Origin of the sequence: Lutibacter agarilyticus (assembly GCF_900188235.1) — a bacterium.
GTDB lineage: Bacteria > Bacteroidota > Bacteroidia > Flavobacteriales > Flavobacteriaceae > Lutibacter > Lutibacter agarilyticus.
Map to the genome: position 1 here is coordinate 203,583 of NZ_FZNT01000006.1, position 15,698 is coordinate 219,280.

18 protein-coding genes are annotated in these 15,698 nt (G+C 27.8%); 2 read left to right on the plus strand and 16 right to left on the minus strand.

Annotated elements, in window-relative coordinates:
* Positions 1 to 34 precede the first annotated feature (34 nt).
* The 4 genes from CHB67_RS11500 to CHB67_RS11515 form a co-directional block, all read right to left on the minus strand.
* Positions 35 to 328, minus strand: a complete 294-nt coding sequence (locus tag CHB67_RS11500) for a type II toxin-antitoxin system RelE/ParE family toxin (RefSeq protein WP_089381931.1) — start codon at positions 326 to 328, stop codon at positions 35 to 37.
* The gene (locus tag CHB67_RS11505) at positions 315 to 560 is read right to left on the minus strand and encodes a ribbon-helix-helix domain-containing protein (protein WP_089381932.1); all 246 of its coding nucleotides are present in this window, start codon (positions 558 to 560) and stop codon (positions 315 to 317) included. The genes CHB67_RS11500 and CHB67_RS11505 overlap by 14 nt, the downstream gene beginning before the upstream one ends.
* A gap of 222 nt (positions 561 to 782) precedes the next feature.
* On the minus strand, positions 783 to 1,334 hold the full coding sequence (locus CHB67_RS11510) for an SHOCT domain-containing protein (protein ID WP_089381933.1): 552 nt from the start codon (positions 1,332 to 1,334) through the stop codon (positions 783 to 785).
* A gap of 23 nt (positions 1,335 to 1,357) precedes the next feature.
* Positions 1,358 to 1,747 carry a hypothetical protein gene (locus CHB67_RS11515; protein ID WP_089381934.1) on the minus strand — a complete coding sequence of 130 codons (390 nt, stop codon included), beginning with the start codon at positions 1,745 to 1,747 and terminating at the stop codon, positions 1,358 to 1,360.
* Between the two features lie 246 nt (positions 1,748 to 1,993).
* Between CHB67_RS11515 and CHB67_RS11520 the strand changes: the two genes are divergently transcribed.
* A complete protein-coding gene (locus CHB67_RS11520) occupies positions 1,994 to 2,986 on the plus strand; it encodes an IS110 family RNA-guided transposase (RefSeq protein WP_089381935.1) in 993 nt (330 codons plus the stop codon).
* 145 nt (positions 2,987 to 3,131) lie between these two features.
* Here the strand turns inward: CHB67_RS11520 and CHB67_RS11525 are convergent, their stop codons facing one another.
* Positions 3,132 to 4,103, minus strand: coding sequence for a Fic family protein (locus CHB67_RS11525; RefSeq protein ID WP_089381936.1), 972 nt, complete (start codon positions 4,101 to 4,103; stop codon positions 3,132 to 3,134).
* Between the two features lie 296 nt (positions 4,104 to 4,399).
* On the opposite strand from CHB67_RS11525, the gene CHB67_RS11530 reads away from it, so the two are divergent.
* On the plus strand, positions 4,400 to 5,392 hold the full coding sequence (locus tag CHB67_RS11530) for an IS110 family RNA-guided transposase (protein WP_089381937.1): 993 nt from the start codon (positions 4,400 to 4,402) through the stop codon (positions 5,390 to 5,392).
* Positions 5,393 to 6,233: 841 nt separating this feature from the next.
* Here the strand turns inward: CHB67_RS11530 and CHB67_RS11540 are convergent.
* The 11 genes from CHB67_RS11540 to CHB67_RS11585 all read right to left on the minus strand — a co-directional run bounded on the left by CHB67_RS11540 (position 6,234) and on the right by CHB67_RS11585 (position 15,654).
* Positions 6,234 to 6,638, minus strand: a complete 405-nt coding sequence (locus CHB67_RS11540) for a hypothetical protein (protein ID WP_089381939.1) — start codon at positions 6,636 to 6,638, stop codon at positions 6,234 to 6,236.
* Positions 6,639 to 6,655: 17 nt separating this feature from the next.
* Complete coding sequence (locus tag CHB67_RS11545; RefSeq protein ID WP_089381940.1) at positions 6,656 to 6,889, minus strand: Imm27 family immunity protein; 234 nt, start codon at positions 6,887 to 6,889, stop codon at positions 6,656 to 6,658.
* 148 nt (positions 6,890 to 7,037) lie between these two features.
* Positions 7,038 to 7,796, minus strand: coding sequence for a hypothetical protein (locus CHB67_RS11550; RefSeq protein WP_141119710.1), 759 nt, complete (start codon positions 7,794 to 7,796; stop codon positions 7,038 to 7,040).
* Positions 7,797 to 7,963: 167 nt separating this feature from the next.
* Positions 7,964 to 9,250 (minus strand): SMODS domain-containing nucleotidyltransferase, encoded by a 1,287-nt coding sequence (locus CHB67_RS11555; protein WP_089381942.1) that lies wholly within the window; start codon positions 9,248 to 9,250, stop codon positions 7,964 to 7,966.
* Positions 9,213 to 9,689 carry an SLATT domain-containing protein gene (locus CHB67_RS17470; RefSeq protein WP_141119717.1) on the minus strand — a complete coding sequence of 159 codons (477 nt, stop codon included), beginning with the start codon at positions 9,687 to 9,689 and terminating at the stop codon, positions 9,213 to 9,215. The genes CHB67_RS11555 and CHB67_RS17470 overlap by 38 nt, the downstream gene beginning before the upstream one ends.
* A gap of 2 nt (positions 9,690 to 9,691) precedes the next feature.
* The gene (locus CHB67_RS11560) at positions 9,692 to 9,940 is read right to left on the minus strand and encodes a hypothetical protein (protein ID WP_089381943.1); all 249 of its coding nucleotides are present in this window, start codon (positions 9,938 to 9,940) and stop codon (positions 9,692 to 9,694) included.
* A gap of 773 nt (positions 9,941 to 10,713) precedes the next feature.
* On the minus strand, positions 10,714 to 12,243 hold the full coding sequence (locus CHB67_RS11565; protein ID WP_141119711.1) for a TlpA family protein disulfide reductase: 1,530 nt from the start codon (positions 12,241 to 12,243) through the stop codon (positions 10,714 to 10,716).
* A 151-nt stretch (positions 12,244 to 12,394) separates the two neighbouring features.
* A complete protein-coding gene (locus CHB67_RS11570; RefSeq protein ID WP_089381945.1) occupies positions 12,395 to 13,225 on the minus strand; it encodes a hypothetical protein in 831 nt (276 codons plus the stop codon).
* A gap of 167 nt (positions 13,226 to 13,392) precedes the next feature.
* On the minus strand, positions 13,393 to 14,238 hold the full coding sequence (locus CHB67_RS11575; protein WP_089381946.1) for a carboxypeptidase-like regulatory domain-containing protein: 846 nt from the start codon (positions 14,236 to 14,238) through the stop codon (positions 13,393 to 13,395).
* Positions 14,239 to 14,423: 185 nt separating this feature from the next.
* Positions 14,424 to 14,849: a lipocalin family protein gene (locus CHB67_RS11580; RefSeq protein WP_217900268.1), complete on the minus strand. Its 426-nt coding sequence runs from the start codon at positions 14,847 to 14,849 to the stop codon at positions 14,424 to 14,426.
* A 499-nt stretch (positions 14,850 to 15,348) separates the two neighbouring features.
* On the minus strand, positions 15,349 to 15,654 hold the full coding sequence (locus CHB67_RS11585) for an MPN domain-containing protein (protein ID WP_089381948.1): 306 nt from the start codon (positions 15,652 to 15,654) through the stop codon (positions 15,349 to 15,351).
* Positions 15,655 to 15,698: the final 44 nt, after the last annotated feature.

Below are 15,698 nucleotides of genomic sequence, written 5' to 3' on the forward strand. Positions count from 1 at the left end.
GTCAAATTTTATGAGTTGTTGGCAATTGTAATTTTTATAATATATTTTTCAAATCTTGACGTCCAATTAATGCCATAATCTCAACAACTTTATCATTCTCATTAATTTTAAAATAAATAGAATCTGAACCACAGACACATTTTCGATATCCTATTTTGATATAATCAACTGAGTCAAAAGAATATGGGTTTTTAGATATTACATCAAAATACTCAAAAAATGAATTAAAATATTTATCCGCTTGTCTTTCTCCAAATGTTTTTATTCCGTAATGATGAATTCTTATTAAATTTTCTTTTGCTGTATTACTCAGTCTATAATTTGTCATTTAATAATGATTTTGATTGAGCTAAAATTTGTTCTTTGGAATCAGAAGTGAATCCACTTTTCTCAGCTCTTTCAAGTTTAGAACTAATCCAATCAATTTGAGCTTGTTGTTTTCTTGCTTGTCTAATCAAATCATTGACTAATTCACTTTTACTTGAATATTCTTTATTTTCAATTTGAGCCTTTAACCAATTATCATTCGGTTCTGTAAATGAAATACTTTGTCTTGCCATAATTATCTATTTTGATGTAAATTTACACCAAAAATGTATTCAATCCAAATTTTCTTTATAAGTTGAATTTTAATCTTTATAGTTGCCAACGGTCTAGAATATGGGAAGTTGCGGGTTTGAAATTGTAATTTTCCGATGTTTAAATTTAAGTTTTTTACGTTTGAGAAACATTCTATATTATTGGATTTAGCAATTTTTTATATGCATTGTTGTAACACGTTTTTAATTTGAATCGAGTATTTTTTTCTTTTCATCTTGGTATTCTTTTTCTGTTAATACGCCTTCATCAAGCAGTTTTTTTAATTCTCGTAATTTGTCGTATTTAGTTAGTTCACTATTATTCTCATTTTTTTTACTTGAAATAATCACTTTCTCATTTTTAAATGTCTTTCCACAATTTTCTATTTCACATAATTTGATTGCCTTTTCTATGTCTAAATAATGATTATATGTTAAGGTTGTAGTAGGTCCAGTAACAACAAATTCTACTATATTATATCCTACGTATCCTTCGTATTTAATGATTTTTAGAATTGTTAGGTCGACACCTTGATTTGCAGGAGTTAATTTATCTTTATCTAAACCTCCGAAAATCCCATATCTAATAGACTCAAATTTCAAATCTTTTCGAGATCCTTTAGTTAGTTTTATTTGATCACCAATTTTATAAGTTACTTCATTTGATGCTTTGTAATTTTTAAGTTTTACTTTTTTTTGAGCAAAACTTAAATTTACAGATAAGATCAAAATAATTATTATAGTAAATTTTCTCATTGTAATATTTTTAAAAATTCTTATTATTCGATACAATCTTCAATTTCACAGGTTAAAATAGCATTTTGAATGTCTAAGGTATAATTTTTAAATCCTTGCCCAGACACAACAAAGTACACACCTTTTATAAGTTTCATATTATAGCGTTCAATTTTTTTTATTGTTATGAATTTGTCAGAATATTCTTTTGATAAATTTTCGTGTAATACATGGTTAACTTTGTTTAAGAAGTACACATATTCAAATTCTCCATTTGCAATTGACCCTTTCTTTAGTTTTATAGTATCACCTATTTTGTATGTAATTCCATTTAGAGCTTCAAATTCATTGAGTTTATCATAACTCTTTTGAGCAATTAAAAAATTAACATTCAATAACAGTATTACGAAAAAAGCGGTTTTTTTTATATTCATAATTTATGTGTGTTTCGTTTTAATGTGTTACAACGGGCTTCTTTATTTAGCCTTATTAAATAAAGCATATTAACTTTACTAAGAAACAAGAGGAGAACTAAAACGGGTTTTAGACTAAAGCTCTCTTATAAGTATTAGTCCTCTTGTCTCTCTTAGGTTGCTTAGGACCATTTGGAATACTAGGTTTAATTAGAACCCATTAAAGGTAATAGTCATAGCAACAATTATTAATTTAATTATAAAAATATGAAAAATTATGTAGATGTAATCGGAATTGACGTATCAAAATTAACAATAGATGCCTATATGCATAAAAGAGGCCTCCATCGTTTGTTTACAAATAATACAAAGGGTTTTAAAGAACTCTTAAATTGGGCAAATAAACACCTAGGATTGATTCTTCATTTTTACTGTTTTGAGAATACAGGAAATTACTCATTAAACCTTTCGATTTACTTAGATGAAAGAAGTATTGATTATGTGGAAGAAAACCCTTTATTGATAAAACGTTCAGCAGGAATTGTAAGAGAAAAAACAGATAAGTTAGATTCAGCGATGATAGCCAGGTATGCTTGGCTTCATCGAGAAGAATTAAGTTTAAGTAGTGTACGAGACAATAAACATCAAGAGTTAGGACGGTTAATGGCGCTTAGAGATCAATTAGTACGTAACAGAACAGGTCTGATGAGTAGTTTAAAAGAGCTGAAATCACTTTTAAGCAGTCCATCTACAGATGTCTGTTGTAAGAGTATACTTCGAAGCATAAGCTACATTACAAAGCAAATTTTAATGCTTGAAAAAAGAATGAAAGAAATTATAAAATCTGACACTCGTTTAGATAGAAATTTCAAGCTTTTAAACAGTGTAAGAGGAATTGGTCTAATCCTTTCGTGTCAATTGCTTTACCACACATCTAACTTTAAGAGATTCAATCGTTGGAGGCAATTTTCAAATTATTGTGGGACTGCACCTTTTGCATATAGCTCAGGAACTAGTGTCAAAAGAGCTAATAAATGTCATCATATAGGAGATAGGAAAATGAAGACTCTATTAAGTTTGGCAAGTGTTTCAGCAATACAATATGATAGCGAACTAAGGTTATATTACAAAAGAAAAATAGAGGAAGGAAAACCAAAATTGGTAGCATTAAATAATGTAAGAAACAAAATATTAGCCAGAGCATTTGCTGTAATTAAAAGAGGAACACCTTATGTAGAATTACATCAATATGCAGCTTAAAAAATAAAGCTAAAAGATATTAGGATTTGATCTTGGACGGGCTTTTATAAGATTTGTGCGACTGGAAAATCGGAGATTTTTCGGACGTAGTAAATCGTTTGTTGAATGTTTGTCGTTTGTTCTAGTTCAAATTTAAGCATAAATTTTATGAGTTGTTGTACCCAGTTGTTAATTTATAAATTGTTTTGTTTCTTTCTCCAATTCTCTTAAATAGTTCAAGTTCAATTCCTTTTTTTAAATCGCGACTTGCAGTAGCGGATGAAATATCTTTAAAAATGTCCATATAATCTTTTCTAGAAAACACAATCTTATTTAAAGAAATAAAATATTCAAGTCTATCTTTTTGATTTAGTGTTCTATTATTAAAAGTTAATAGCTCATTTATAGATAAATCAATTACACTCAACATATATTCGATAAATTTTGTTGATTTTCCAACTTTATCACACTCGGATAAAGCATTGTAATATTTTTCTTGGTCTTTACTTATTAAAGTTTCAAAAGGTAAAAATTCAAATACAGGATATTTTCTCATTAAAATTAATGTTTGCCACAACCTACCCATTCTACCATTTCCATCTAAAAAAGGATGTATAAATTCCATTTCGTAATGAAATACGCAACATTTTATTAATTCTAATTCTTCTGAATCGCTCAAATATTCAAATAAATTTTTCATTAGAAATGGGACATTCTCATAAGGAGGAGCGAGGTGTTCAACTTTAGACCCTTTAACAATTCCGACTCCTTGTTTTCTATATTTTCCAGCATCCTCAATAAGGTTATTCATTAGGTTTTGGTGAGCTTTTAAAAATGATTTTTCACTTAGAGGATTGTACTTTACTAAATTCTCATAAATTTCAATTGCATTTATAACCTCTTTTACATCTTTTTGAGGTCCAATAACTCTCTTATTTTCAATTAGCGCAGTAATTTGTTCTTCTGTCAAGGTGTTTCCCTCAATTTTCAGTGAAGAATGAATTGTTCTAATTTTATTCTGTTTTCTTAACTGAGGAGAAGGTTTATTCAGAAAGGTTGCATTTACTTCTCCGATTTTCTCAGAAATTGAAGTTAGAAGTTTTAAAATTTTCGGTGTTATTTCGTATGGTGGTTTCATTTTGATACTATCATTTGATACTATCAAATATAATATCATTTATCTGAAAATACTATTATTCTGTCAAATTTTAATTGGGTACAACGGGCTTCTTTATTTAGCACTATAAAAATAATGCTTATTAACTTTACTAAGAAACAAGAGGAGAACTAAAACGGGTTTTAGACTAAAGCTCTCTTATAAGTATTAGTCCTCTTGTTCTCTTAGGTTGCTTAGGACCACTTGGAATACTAGGTTTATTAGAACCCATTATAGGTAATAGTCATAGCAACAATTATTAATTTAATTATAAAAATATGAAAAATTATGCAGATGTAATCGGTATTGATGTATCAAAATTAACAATAGATGCTCATATCCATAAAAAGGATGTCCATCGTTTGTTTTCAAACAATACAAAGGGATTTAAAAAGCTCTTAAGTTGGGCAGAAAAACAGCTAGGATTGATTCTTTATTTTTACTGTTTTGAGAATACTGGAAATTACTCGTTAAATCTATCCATTTACTTAGATGAAAGAAGTATTGATTACGTAGAAGAAAATCCTTTATTGATAAAGCGTTCTGCAGGTATTGTACGGAGTAAAACCGATAAGCTGGATTCAGCGATGATAGCCAGGTATGCTTGGCTTCATAGAGAAGAACTAGGTTTGAGTAGTGTAAGAGATACTAGACATCTAGAGTTAGGGAGGATATTGGCATTTAGAGACCAGTTAGTGCGTAATCGAACAGGGATGAAGAGTAGTTTAAAAGAGCTAAAATCACTTTTAAGCAGTTCCTCTACAGATTTATGTTGTAAGAGTATACAACGGAGTATAACTTACATTACAAAGCAAATTTTGACGCTTGAAAACAGAATGAAGGAACTCATAAAGTCTGAAGATTGTTTAGAAAGAAATTTTAAGCTTTTAAACAGTATCAAGGGAGTTGGGTTAATATTATCGTGTCAATTGCTGTATCACACCTCAAACTTTAATCGATTCAATAGTTGGCGGCAATTCTCAAATTATTGTGGTACAGCTCCTTTTGAATATAGTTCAGGAACGAGTATTAAAAGGGCTCATAAATGCCATCATATAGGGGATAGGAAAATGAAGACATTACTTAGTTTAGCAAGCGTTTCAGCGATACAATGTGATAGTGAACTAAAATTATATTATAAGAGAAAAATAGCAGAAGGAAAGCCTAAATTGGTAGCATTAAATAATGTTAGAAATAAAATATTGGCTAGAGTATTTTCAGTGATTAAAAGAGGAACACCTTATGTGGAATTACATCAATATGCAGCTTAAAAAAATTATAAAAATATATTAGGATTTGACCTTGGAATACCTTATAAGATTTGTGCGACTGGAAAATCGGAGATTTTTCGGACGTAGCAAATCGTTAGTTGAATGTTTGTCGTTTGTACTAAATCAAATTTAAGCATAAATTTTATGAGTTGTTGCAAGTTTTAGCGACACGCTCTGCGGATAATTGACTTTTAGTATTTTCCGAGTTTTGTCATTCGTGTAAATCTTTCTTAAATCGTTGTTTTTTGGTTTAATTTATCTCTTTACTTGTTTTTACGTTTTGCAATTTTTCTCCGTTTCAATGCTCAAATCCGTTATAATTTTAAATCTCTCCGTTTCATTGTGTTTTGCGTTTCAATTCTCAAAAATCGATAGAGTAGAAGTGAACTCAAATTTATCATTAAGTTTAATTTATCTTTAAACAGCTTTGAAATCATTTCACTTTTTTACTCATTTGAGCGAAAGCTAATCTTAAGAAAAAAATTGTCATTGAACTATAAGCTAATATTGGGAATATCTTATTTTCATTATCACCTTTAGAAAAATAGAATAGATGGATTAAGAACGCAATCAATCCGATAACGTATAATATCAATAAACTCCAATGTTCTCTTTTTAAAAAATCTTTTCCAGTCATTTTTAGTTTTTTTTAATATAATCTTTTTTCATTTCTGCCGTGACTCATTCGAGCTATTACTTGCAACGGGCTTTTATAAGATTTGTGCGACTGGAAAATCGGAGATTTTTCGGACGTAGCAAATTGTTTGTTGAATGTTTGTCGTTTGTTCTAGTTCAAATTTAAGCATAAATTTTATGAGTTGTTGTACAATGTTTTTTAATTCTAATCTTTAATCTTGTAGGAGTTAAATCGTCTAACTTTTCTCATTTGTATGTTTTCTATTAATTGAAAAATTATAAATGGAATTGCAAATGCTCCAAGTAATTTTCCAAAACTAGAATAGTTCTTTTTACTTTCAAATTGTTCTTTATGTTCCAAGTAAAATTCTCCAATAAAATGATAAATCAGAATTGTTCCAATTACGAAAATTAAAAATCCAATTATTGAGATAACTCTATTTTTCTTTGCATTTATATCATTCGGATGATGACAACTTTTAGTTGAACATTCTTTACAGAATAATTCTATATTTTCTCCTTTTTCAAGACTCAATTCTGCTCGGTCAGAAACATTCTCAGTGAACTCAATATATTTTCCACAATTTTTGCATTTTGATTCGAGTTTCATCTTTTCTAGCAATATTTTTATTTGATTTGAATAAGTTTTGGTGGACCTCCTCCTTGTAAATGATTCTCGGGATAACTCAATTCCCAAATTTCACTATCGTTTCTTTTATATCTAGTTGTCCAACCATCTTCACTTGATTCAAGTTTAACAAACTCATTTTTAATCATTAATTCTATGATTCCACAATTTGAATCAGCAATCATTTTATTATCTCTAAAAATCCATTTTCCTATGATTACTTTTTTATTCATCAAATATTGTACAACGGTTTAGTATTAAGATTTGTGCGAATGGAAAATCAGAGATTTTTCGGACGAAGCAAATCGTTTGTTAGAATCTTTGTCGGTTTGTACTAAATCAAATTTAAGCATAAATTTTATACATTGTTGTGCTTAGTGTTTATCTGTCAATTCTAATAATCAAATCGGATATATATTTTAATAATGAAATACATTTTAAACTATTAATCTTATTCCCATAATTGATATCTACTCCATGTAATATTTCGTGTCTATTTAATTTTAAAGGAAAATCTCCAATTTTCTTTTCCCAGACATTTAATGGCGAAGAATTTTTTATAGGAGCTAAAAATATATCAGTCATACTGCTATGCATTTTCTCTATTATAGGATATACTTCAGGTAAATACTCTTTGTTTTTTATGAAAAATTTCTTTGTAGTTATATCATTACATATTCCATCAATTTGAGATAAGACAACTGGTATCGTTAGATAGAATAATTCCTCATTGTAAGATTTTTCTATTTGGCTTAAAATTTCTTTTCTTATAGGATGTCTTTTTGATAGAACTTCAAATATCTCTGTTAAATTATTTGAGTAATAATTTACTAATGATTTTTCTGCCTCGTCATATTTGTCATTTTCTATTAAATCATTAAGTTCAAATGAATATTTCATTTCACAATCTAAATCAAGAAACCATCCGAATTTTGAGATGTTTAATAAATTATCTGGTGTCTCGGTATAAACTCTGATTAGTCCTTTTCCTATTTTACTCAAAGAATCTTTAATCTCACTTGGCATTTTAAAAACTTCTTGGTTAGCTTGAAGTTCTTTTGCAATATTTTCGAAACGTTTATTTAATTCTTTAATACGTTCAAATATAATAGGGGAGTTATTCATTTCTTTCTTTTTCAATCATTAAGCACAACGGTTTATGGTATGGAAAGTTGCGATTTGATAATCGTAATTTTCCGATGTTTAAATTTAGTATTTTTATGTTTTAATAACATTCTATTTTATTGAATTTAGCAATTTTTTATACCAATTGTTGGCTGCTGGCATTATTCAAATCGTGATTTATCTTAAATATTCGAAATTGGCACATCAATTCTATCTCTTGCAACACAGATGTTATCTTTAATGATATAACATTCCACAAAATGTGCTCCTGCAAAATTTGAATTTTCTTTTCGGAATTCACTTCCTTTATCATTTAGAATATGACCTCTTAAATTATTTCTTGATTTCGCAATCGAACCTTCATTCTTAACTTTCCATTTTACTAAATATGGTTTTTTAACATCATTTGACTCTATGTAAAATTTAAGTTTTTTATTTATTTTCAATTTTGAGTACATATTTCTTAAAAACTCAACTCTAAATCCGGGTTGATTAACTTCACAGTTTATTCTCATAGAAGTGATGATGTCAACTGGAAATAAATCTTCGATAAACTCTTCGTTTTCAGTATAGTCTATTGATTGCTCTTTTATAATACTTGGATAAGGAAATGGATAACCAAAAACTTTTTTCCAAATCGTATATACTGTTGAATTGTTTTCTTTATCAATTGCTTCTAAAACATTTTTGTGAGCTTTTTTAGCTTTACTAATAAAGTTTGATTTTTTCTTGTAAACCTTTTGATTACTTCCTGGAGCATACCAAAAATCTCTATTTTTATCTAGATTCTTTAGATACTCAAAGAAATCTCGAACAAAAATGTCGTAATCTGAAAATGTGGTTGTGTGATGATTTGTATTTGCAACTAAAAACTCATAGCAAAGTGTATCTATGAGTAATCCTCCGATTTTTACACCACATTTATTTTTCCAAGCTCTTGTCATTTTCGCAAGATTTTTGAGGTTAGAATTGGTGGTAATATTGAAACTGTTAATCTCTGAAATTTCAGGTTTAGGATTTGTTTTTTTCCATTTTCCTCCATTGTTAGTATCAGGATATTTGTAGCTACCATCTGATTGCTCAAATACAGGACAAACTTCAACTATGTCATTTGTAAATGAAACAACAACAACTTGACCATCTCCTCTTATATCAGTTGTAGAATAAGTATTTAAAATTGCGCTTTTAACATCTTGAAGTAGAGTGGATTGACCATTATTCTGTAAGTTGTCATATTTGGTAAATAATTCTGGAGTTAATTCAAATAACATATCCAAATCACTAATCCCATTTACAGCAGTTTTTCGTCCATAACTACCGACTTGAAGTGAGTTTTTTATTTCAGACTCATCATCAAAGAAATCTTTATTAAGTGCTTTTGTTATGTTTTTATATTTTCTTGAAATTTGGTCCTTATTCTTAATTATTAAGTTAGATAGAAGCTGTTGAAATATCTCCGAAGTATTCATAGCAAATGAAAATGATTGAGGTTAATAAAACGATTAGTAAAAATATTTTTAATGAATTGGGTACTTTATCCTTAAAAAACTGAAAATTCAATTGCTCATTAATCCAATCAATTTGCATTTCATAAAAAAATTTAAAATGAGCAAACCAATGTGAAAGAAATACCTGTTTACTGATAGTATTAGAATAAAAATCTTTCATTATTTCATCTAATTCAGATTTTTCCTGTGTGAAATCATTTTTTGTGCTTGATTTTACAGAAAAATATAAATCCTTAAGTTTATTAAATAATTTGGTTAATCTAATACCTTCTTTATCAAATTTTTCGGTATCGGAATTATAAACACTTATATATAAGCTTATAACACTTATTAATATAAGAGAAGTTGATAATAATTTGCCTCCAAAAATTTCTGAAAATCCTAATTGAAAAATTCCAATAGCTAAAGTTGTAAAACCAACTTTTTTGAATTCCGATTAAACGATTCGTAAATGTCTTTTGCGGAATCATAATTTTGATTTTTATAATTCCCAGTCAAAATTAGTTGCTCTTTATCAATTCCTCTTTTTTTTAGAATTTCTAATGTGTCATTTCTCAAATTTTCATCATAACCGTATTGACGATAATTTTTAACAATATCTATTAATTTCTCAGAATCAAAGGATTTTAATCGTTCTATTTTATCTGTCATTTTTTTCAATCGTAATAGTGCCTAACGGGTTTGAGCATGAAAAGTTGCGACTTTTGAAATCGTAATTTTTCAGGCGTATAAATATATTATTTTTTTGATTTAGAACCATTCTATTTTACTGAATATAGCAATTTTTTATGCGCGGTGTTGTATAACGTGGTTTTGAGTTCAAATTATTTTATTTTGTTCTAATTAAATCCGTTTCAACATTCAAATCCGCTTTAATTTATAAATTGTTGAATTTATCTTTTTTGTAATAAATACTTTTCCGATACAAAGCTAAAATCTCACGTTTCAATATTCAAATCTGCAAAGATTGATAAATCGTTGAATTTATCTTTTTTGTAATAATTTATCATAAATACTTTTCCGATTCAAAGCTCAAATCTCACGTTTCAATGAGTTTTTCCGTTTTCATTGCTCAATTTATGCGTTTCAATTTTTAATTCCGTAATTATTCTCAAATCTAACCAATTCAATGATTTTTCTCCGTTTCAACTTTCCATTTTCCGATTCATTGCTCAAATCTGACAATTTTATCTTTCTCAATAATTTTTAATGCTCGTGTCTCAGACAGTTTAATATTTTTAACTCATAAAACTCAAATTAGGAATTTCGGAGTAAATTCCGCCATGTTATACAACGTGTTTGTGTATGATTTCGTTGCGTGTTTAAGCACTAAAGTTAGCAAATAAATCACAGATAGAAAGTCCGCGAGGACTTTCGTAAGTAAGCTTTAACTAGCAATGAATTATACACGGTGTTACCATACGTTATTTTTTATTCAACAATTTTTCTATTGTAATTGATGTGTTTTCAGATTGTGGTCTCGAAGCATTTTTACTATAAACTTCACCTTGTTTGTCAATCAAGATATAACTTGGGAAACCAACGATTTCAAACTGTTTTTCAAAATACTCATATTGCTTTTGATTGAGTATATATTGTTGTCCTTTCAATTGGTATGTTTTTATAATGTTTTCAGCGGCTTCTTTTTTTGATTTACAGCAGAGAAAAACAAATGAAACATCTTTGCTCTCAAATTTTGAATGCAATTTTTTCGAATATGGAAATTGTTTTATACAAGGATTGCACCAAGTAGCCCAAAAATCCATATATATGACTTTTCCTTTGTTTTTTTGTAGTATTTCATCATACAAGTTACTAGTTAAATCCTTGGAAGTATTTTGAAATTCAGAACCTGAAGGAATATTAATATTGTCTCGTTCAATAATAGAAAGTTTCTCCTTTTTTAGCATTGCAAGAAGTAATTGTCTGGTGTAATTATCTTTAATATTTTTTTTAACTAGTTCTAAATAATAATCAATAGACGAAGCTGTAAATTCTTCTTCTCTCTCAATAACGGTATTTCTAATATTTGAGGCAACTGAATAATCTCCCCATATACCGGGTCTTAATTTTAGTTTATTTTCAATTTTTTGAGCGATTAACTCTTTTTTTATTTGTTCATCAGATTTACCTGTTGATATAATACTTATTGTACTTCGAGGTTCTACAAAATTAGAATAGAAATTAAGAAAATACATATATTCTGATGTAATTAGAGCATTTTGATTAAAAGTTATAGAATCCGTTAAAAAAGAATAAAATGTTTTTTTTTCTTTTTGGTCCTCAATTTTCCGTCCCAATTTAATAATATTTTCATAACAGCTATATGTCGCACTATATTTAAGATAATCGTAAATTATTTTATTTGATTGTTTGTCTTTTATACGTGAATCTATTTTTTTGTGTAGTAACTTCTCAAAGTCGAGAAATTCTATTTTAAGGTTGTTAGGTGATTGTTCTTTTTCTAGATTTTTTTTAAATTTATCTACTTCTGTATAAAACCAATTATCGTGTTTTTTAAAATTATTCTGAAATTTTTTATGTTTTTCATCGTATGATGTTGCCTTTATACCAATTAAGGATTCTCTTTTAATAATTTCACAATTAATCATAAGCGTATCATTTGGAAAAATATATGGTGCTATTCGTCCATCTGAATATACTAAAAAAGATTTTGTTGAATGACTTAAGGGGATATCGAATAAGAACTTTCCGTTCTCATTTATGGTTGTTATATATTTTACTTGTTTGTCTATTGTTATATCATCTACAATTAATCGAATTGTTTTAGATTTATTTGAAAAGTTCTTTATGTTACTTATTTTTCCAGTAATTACAGAACGACTTTCAACTTTAGGATAAAATACTCCTGATGAAACTATTTCTTCTTCTTTTTCTTTATTGGAACAAGAAAATAAAATGATAAAGAAGGTTATTAAATAATAATTTTTCATAGTTTTTGTTAATGTATGGTAACGGGCTTTTATAAGATTTGTGCGTTTGGAAAATCGGAGATTTTTCTGCTGTAGCAAATCGTTAGTTGAATGTTTGTCGTTTGTTCTAGTTCAAATTTAAGCATAAATTTTATGAGTTGTTATATGCAGTTTATTCTGATATTTTCTTTTTATCTTCCTTTGTTGTTTCAATCGCACCTTTTTCTTTTTCAATTCTTTTTCTTTTCGCTTCTCTATAAATTTCACTTGGCCATATTTTGTCAACTTCAGATTCTAAAATTTCAGTTAATTGTAAGCATTGTTCATAAGAATGCAAGAAATACTGATTATCAACGGGTAAATATTCTCCACTTTTAACTCTAGCTAATACTCCAGCCTTTGAAAGATAAATGTCATTTGCAGTTCCTCCGTTATGTATATGAATATCTCTAGTAGCTTTTAGTTCAATATATTTATGATAAACAGGGTTTTCTAAGAAATTTACTCCAGTATATTTATTAAATTCTTCGGCATAATCTCTTGGGGATTTATAAGCTATTTCATTCAAGATTGTATCTATGATAATAATTTTTACTTGTTCAATTGAATTTGATGAAAGTACACATTCAACATCAACTTTTTTCTTATTGGATATTTTACTAGGATATTCTGTCAAAATGGACTTTAAAATTTCATTCAATAAAGTTTCCATTATTGTTACTAATTGAAAAATACTATCAATAGGCAATTTGTTTAATCCTAAATGAGAATAACGTCCTTTTAGTTCTTCCTTTGTATAGTTTCTTTCAAACATATTAGGCGTATTATTGGCTCTATATCCTATTGGGTATGATATAGGAATTGAATCTCCTCCCTGATTATCTATCCATTCGAGAAATTTCTCAAAGGAAATATATGTTAATTGTGCCATTTCTCCTTGTGAAAATAGTAACGATTTAGCATTATCAATAAGTAAATTTAATTTATTTCCAAATGTATCCATAGTGTTTTTTTATTGCATATAACGGGCTTTTATAAGATTTGTGCGACTGGAAAATCGGAGATTTTTCGGTTGTAGCAAATTGTTAGTTGAATGTTTGTCGTTTGTACTAAATCAAATGTAAGCATAAATTTTATGAGTTGTTATGCACTGGCTTTATCAATCTGTTTTTATTGTTTGTATGTTAATATCATTGCGGTTGAAATACTCCCATATTTTTTCCATTTAGCGTGTGTTCCATATTTATAATAATGTGTCGAACTAAACGAAGGAACGAGTATTGGTAAGCTTAATTTATCTCCTTTTTCAGAAGCTTTAATCCATTCAACTGCTACAATTATATCTTCTTGAGTTTTAATTTCGTAATCTGTTAAATCAACAGATATCCAACCCGTAAATTGATTTTCTGCTGGAATAAGAATATTTCTGCTATTAATTTTCTTTGATGGTTTATTATTTTCAATTTTGTAGAAATTTATTCTAAACAAAACCGAGTCAAAATTATTCTCTTTAAGAAAGAATTTAAATTCTTTTAATAAACTTGGTTTTTTTGTTCCTAAAGAAAATTTTCTGCCAATTTCTGATCCTAAATTCAAATTTTTCAAACTTGGAATAGCAAAAAACACTTTGTTTTTAGTTTTTGTTTTTTCTTTACCTTTTGAATAAGTCTTTAAATTACTCGATTTTATGATAATTTCATTAAGTATTTCGGTATGATTCTCCAATGAAATAATAGCTGATTCGTTATTTGACAATTTTTCAATTTGTAACTCTTTAGATTTATAACCCAAACAAGAAATCTTTAAAGTGTCTGAAATAAATGAATTGTTTATGTTTAAAAAAAACTCTCCATTTTCATTTGTAACTGTTCCAACAGGTTTATTTAAAATTCCCACATTTACATATTGAATTGGGTTTTTTAAACTGTCAGTTATAACTCCTTTAATATCTCTTTCTTGTGAATTAGATATTGTAGAGTTAAGAACTAAATAAATAATTACTAAAATCTTTTTCATAAATTTTATAGTATCTTTTTTAATCAATTTTTTTTGAAACCCGCTTGTGCATAACGATTTTTTATAAGATTTGTGCGTTTGGAAAATCGGAGATTTTTCGGACGGAGCAAATCGTTTGTTGAATGTTTGTCATTTGTATTAGTTCAAATTTAAGCATGAATTTTATGAGTTGTTGTACACAGTTTTTAATCAATCTTTTGAAATTTCCATTCACATCCTTCAACACACATAAGATAAGTCGGATTTATAATCAGTTTATCTGACTCAAAAGTTATTCTTTCTACAAAAGTTCCTTCTGGGGTTTCAATTCCTGCAGTAAATCCATCACAATCATAATCTAAAATTAATTCATTTTCATTCAATGTGTAAGTTCCCGATTGACATTCGGAGAATCTGTCTGAGGTAAATCTATTTTCGGAATCAAACTCATACTTGTATCCATTCTCAATTGAATTCCATTTTCCCTTTCCATCTCCAATATCACTATAAATTTCTATTAATTGCCAAGTTCCAACAATGGATTTCTCGTTATCATTAGAATCATCATTATCACAACCTATTAAGAGAATGGTAAATATAATTGACAGTCCTAGTATAATTTTCTTTTTCATTTGTGTCATTTTTTGTTTTTCGTAAATTGTGTACAACGGTTTAGTATTAAGATTTGTGCGACTTAAAAATCGGAGATTTTTCGGACGTAGCAAATCGTTTGTTGAATGTTTGTCGGTTTGTATTTAGTTTAAATTTTAGCATAAATTTTATACATTGTTACCAAATTTTAGCGACACGTTCTGCTTATAATTGAATTTTAGTATTTTCCGATATTTATCATTCTAGTTTTATTTTTGTTTGAACTCAATCAAATCATTTCTTTAATTATAAATTTATCTTTTTTCTTGTTTAAGCGTTTTGCAATTTTTTCTCCGATTCAACTTTAAATTTCTCCGATTAAATGCTCAAATCGGTCCTCATTTTAAAACTTCTCCGTTTTCATTGAATTTCTCGTTTTAACTCTAAAATCGATAGAGAGTAGAAGTGAACTCAATTATTCTCATTATATATTTTCTCAGTTTCGAATATTAAAACTTTGTAAACTCAGGAATCAAACTATTAAAATGCAACAGTATTTTTCATATATTCTATCATTACAAAGTGAAAATAGATTATTGCTATCGGTATATTTAAAAGTATAATTCCAGCACTAATTAAATTCTTATTTCTATTCTCTTTTTCTTTGATAAATTTATTTATTAATCCTAATAATATTCCAGCATTTACAATTGCTGCAATAATTACAAAAAACATTCCTGGTATCATTAATTGGTATCTATAATCAGTATAGAAGAAACTCAAGAAAAATATTGAGCCTAAAACAAAAGAAATAATTGCAGTATAAATTCCAATTTTATTTATCATTTTTCTTTCGAGCTATTTTTGGTAACGGTTTTTTATATGATTTG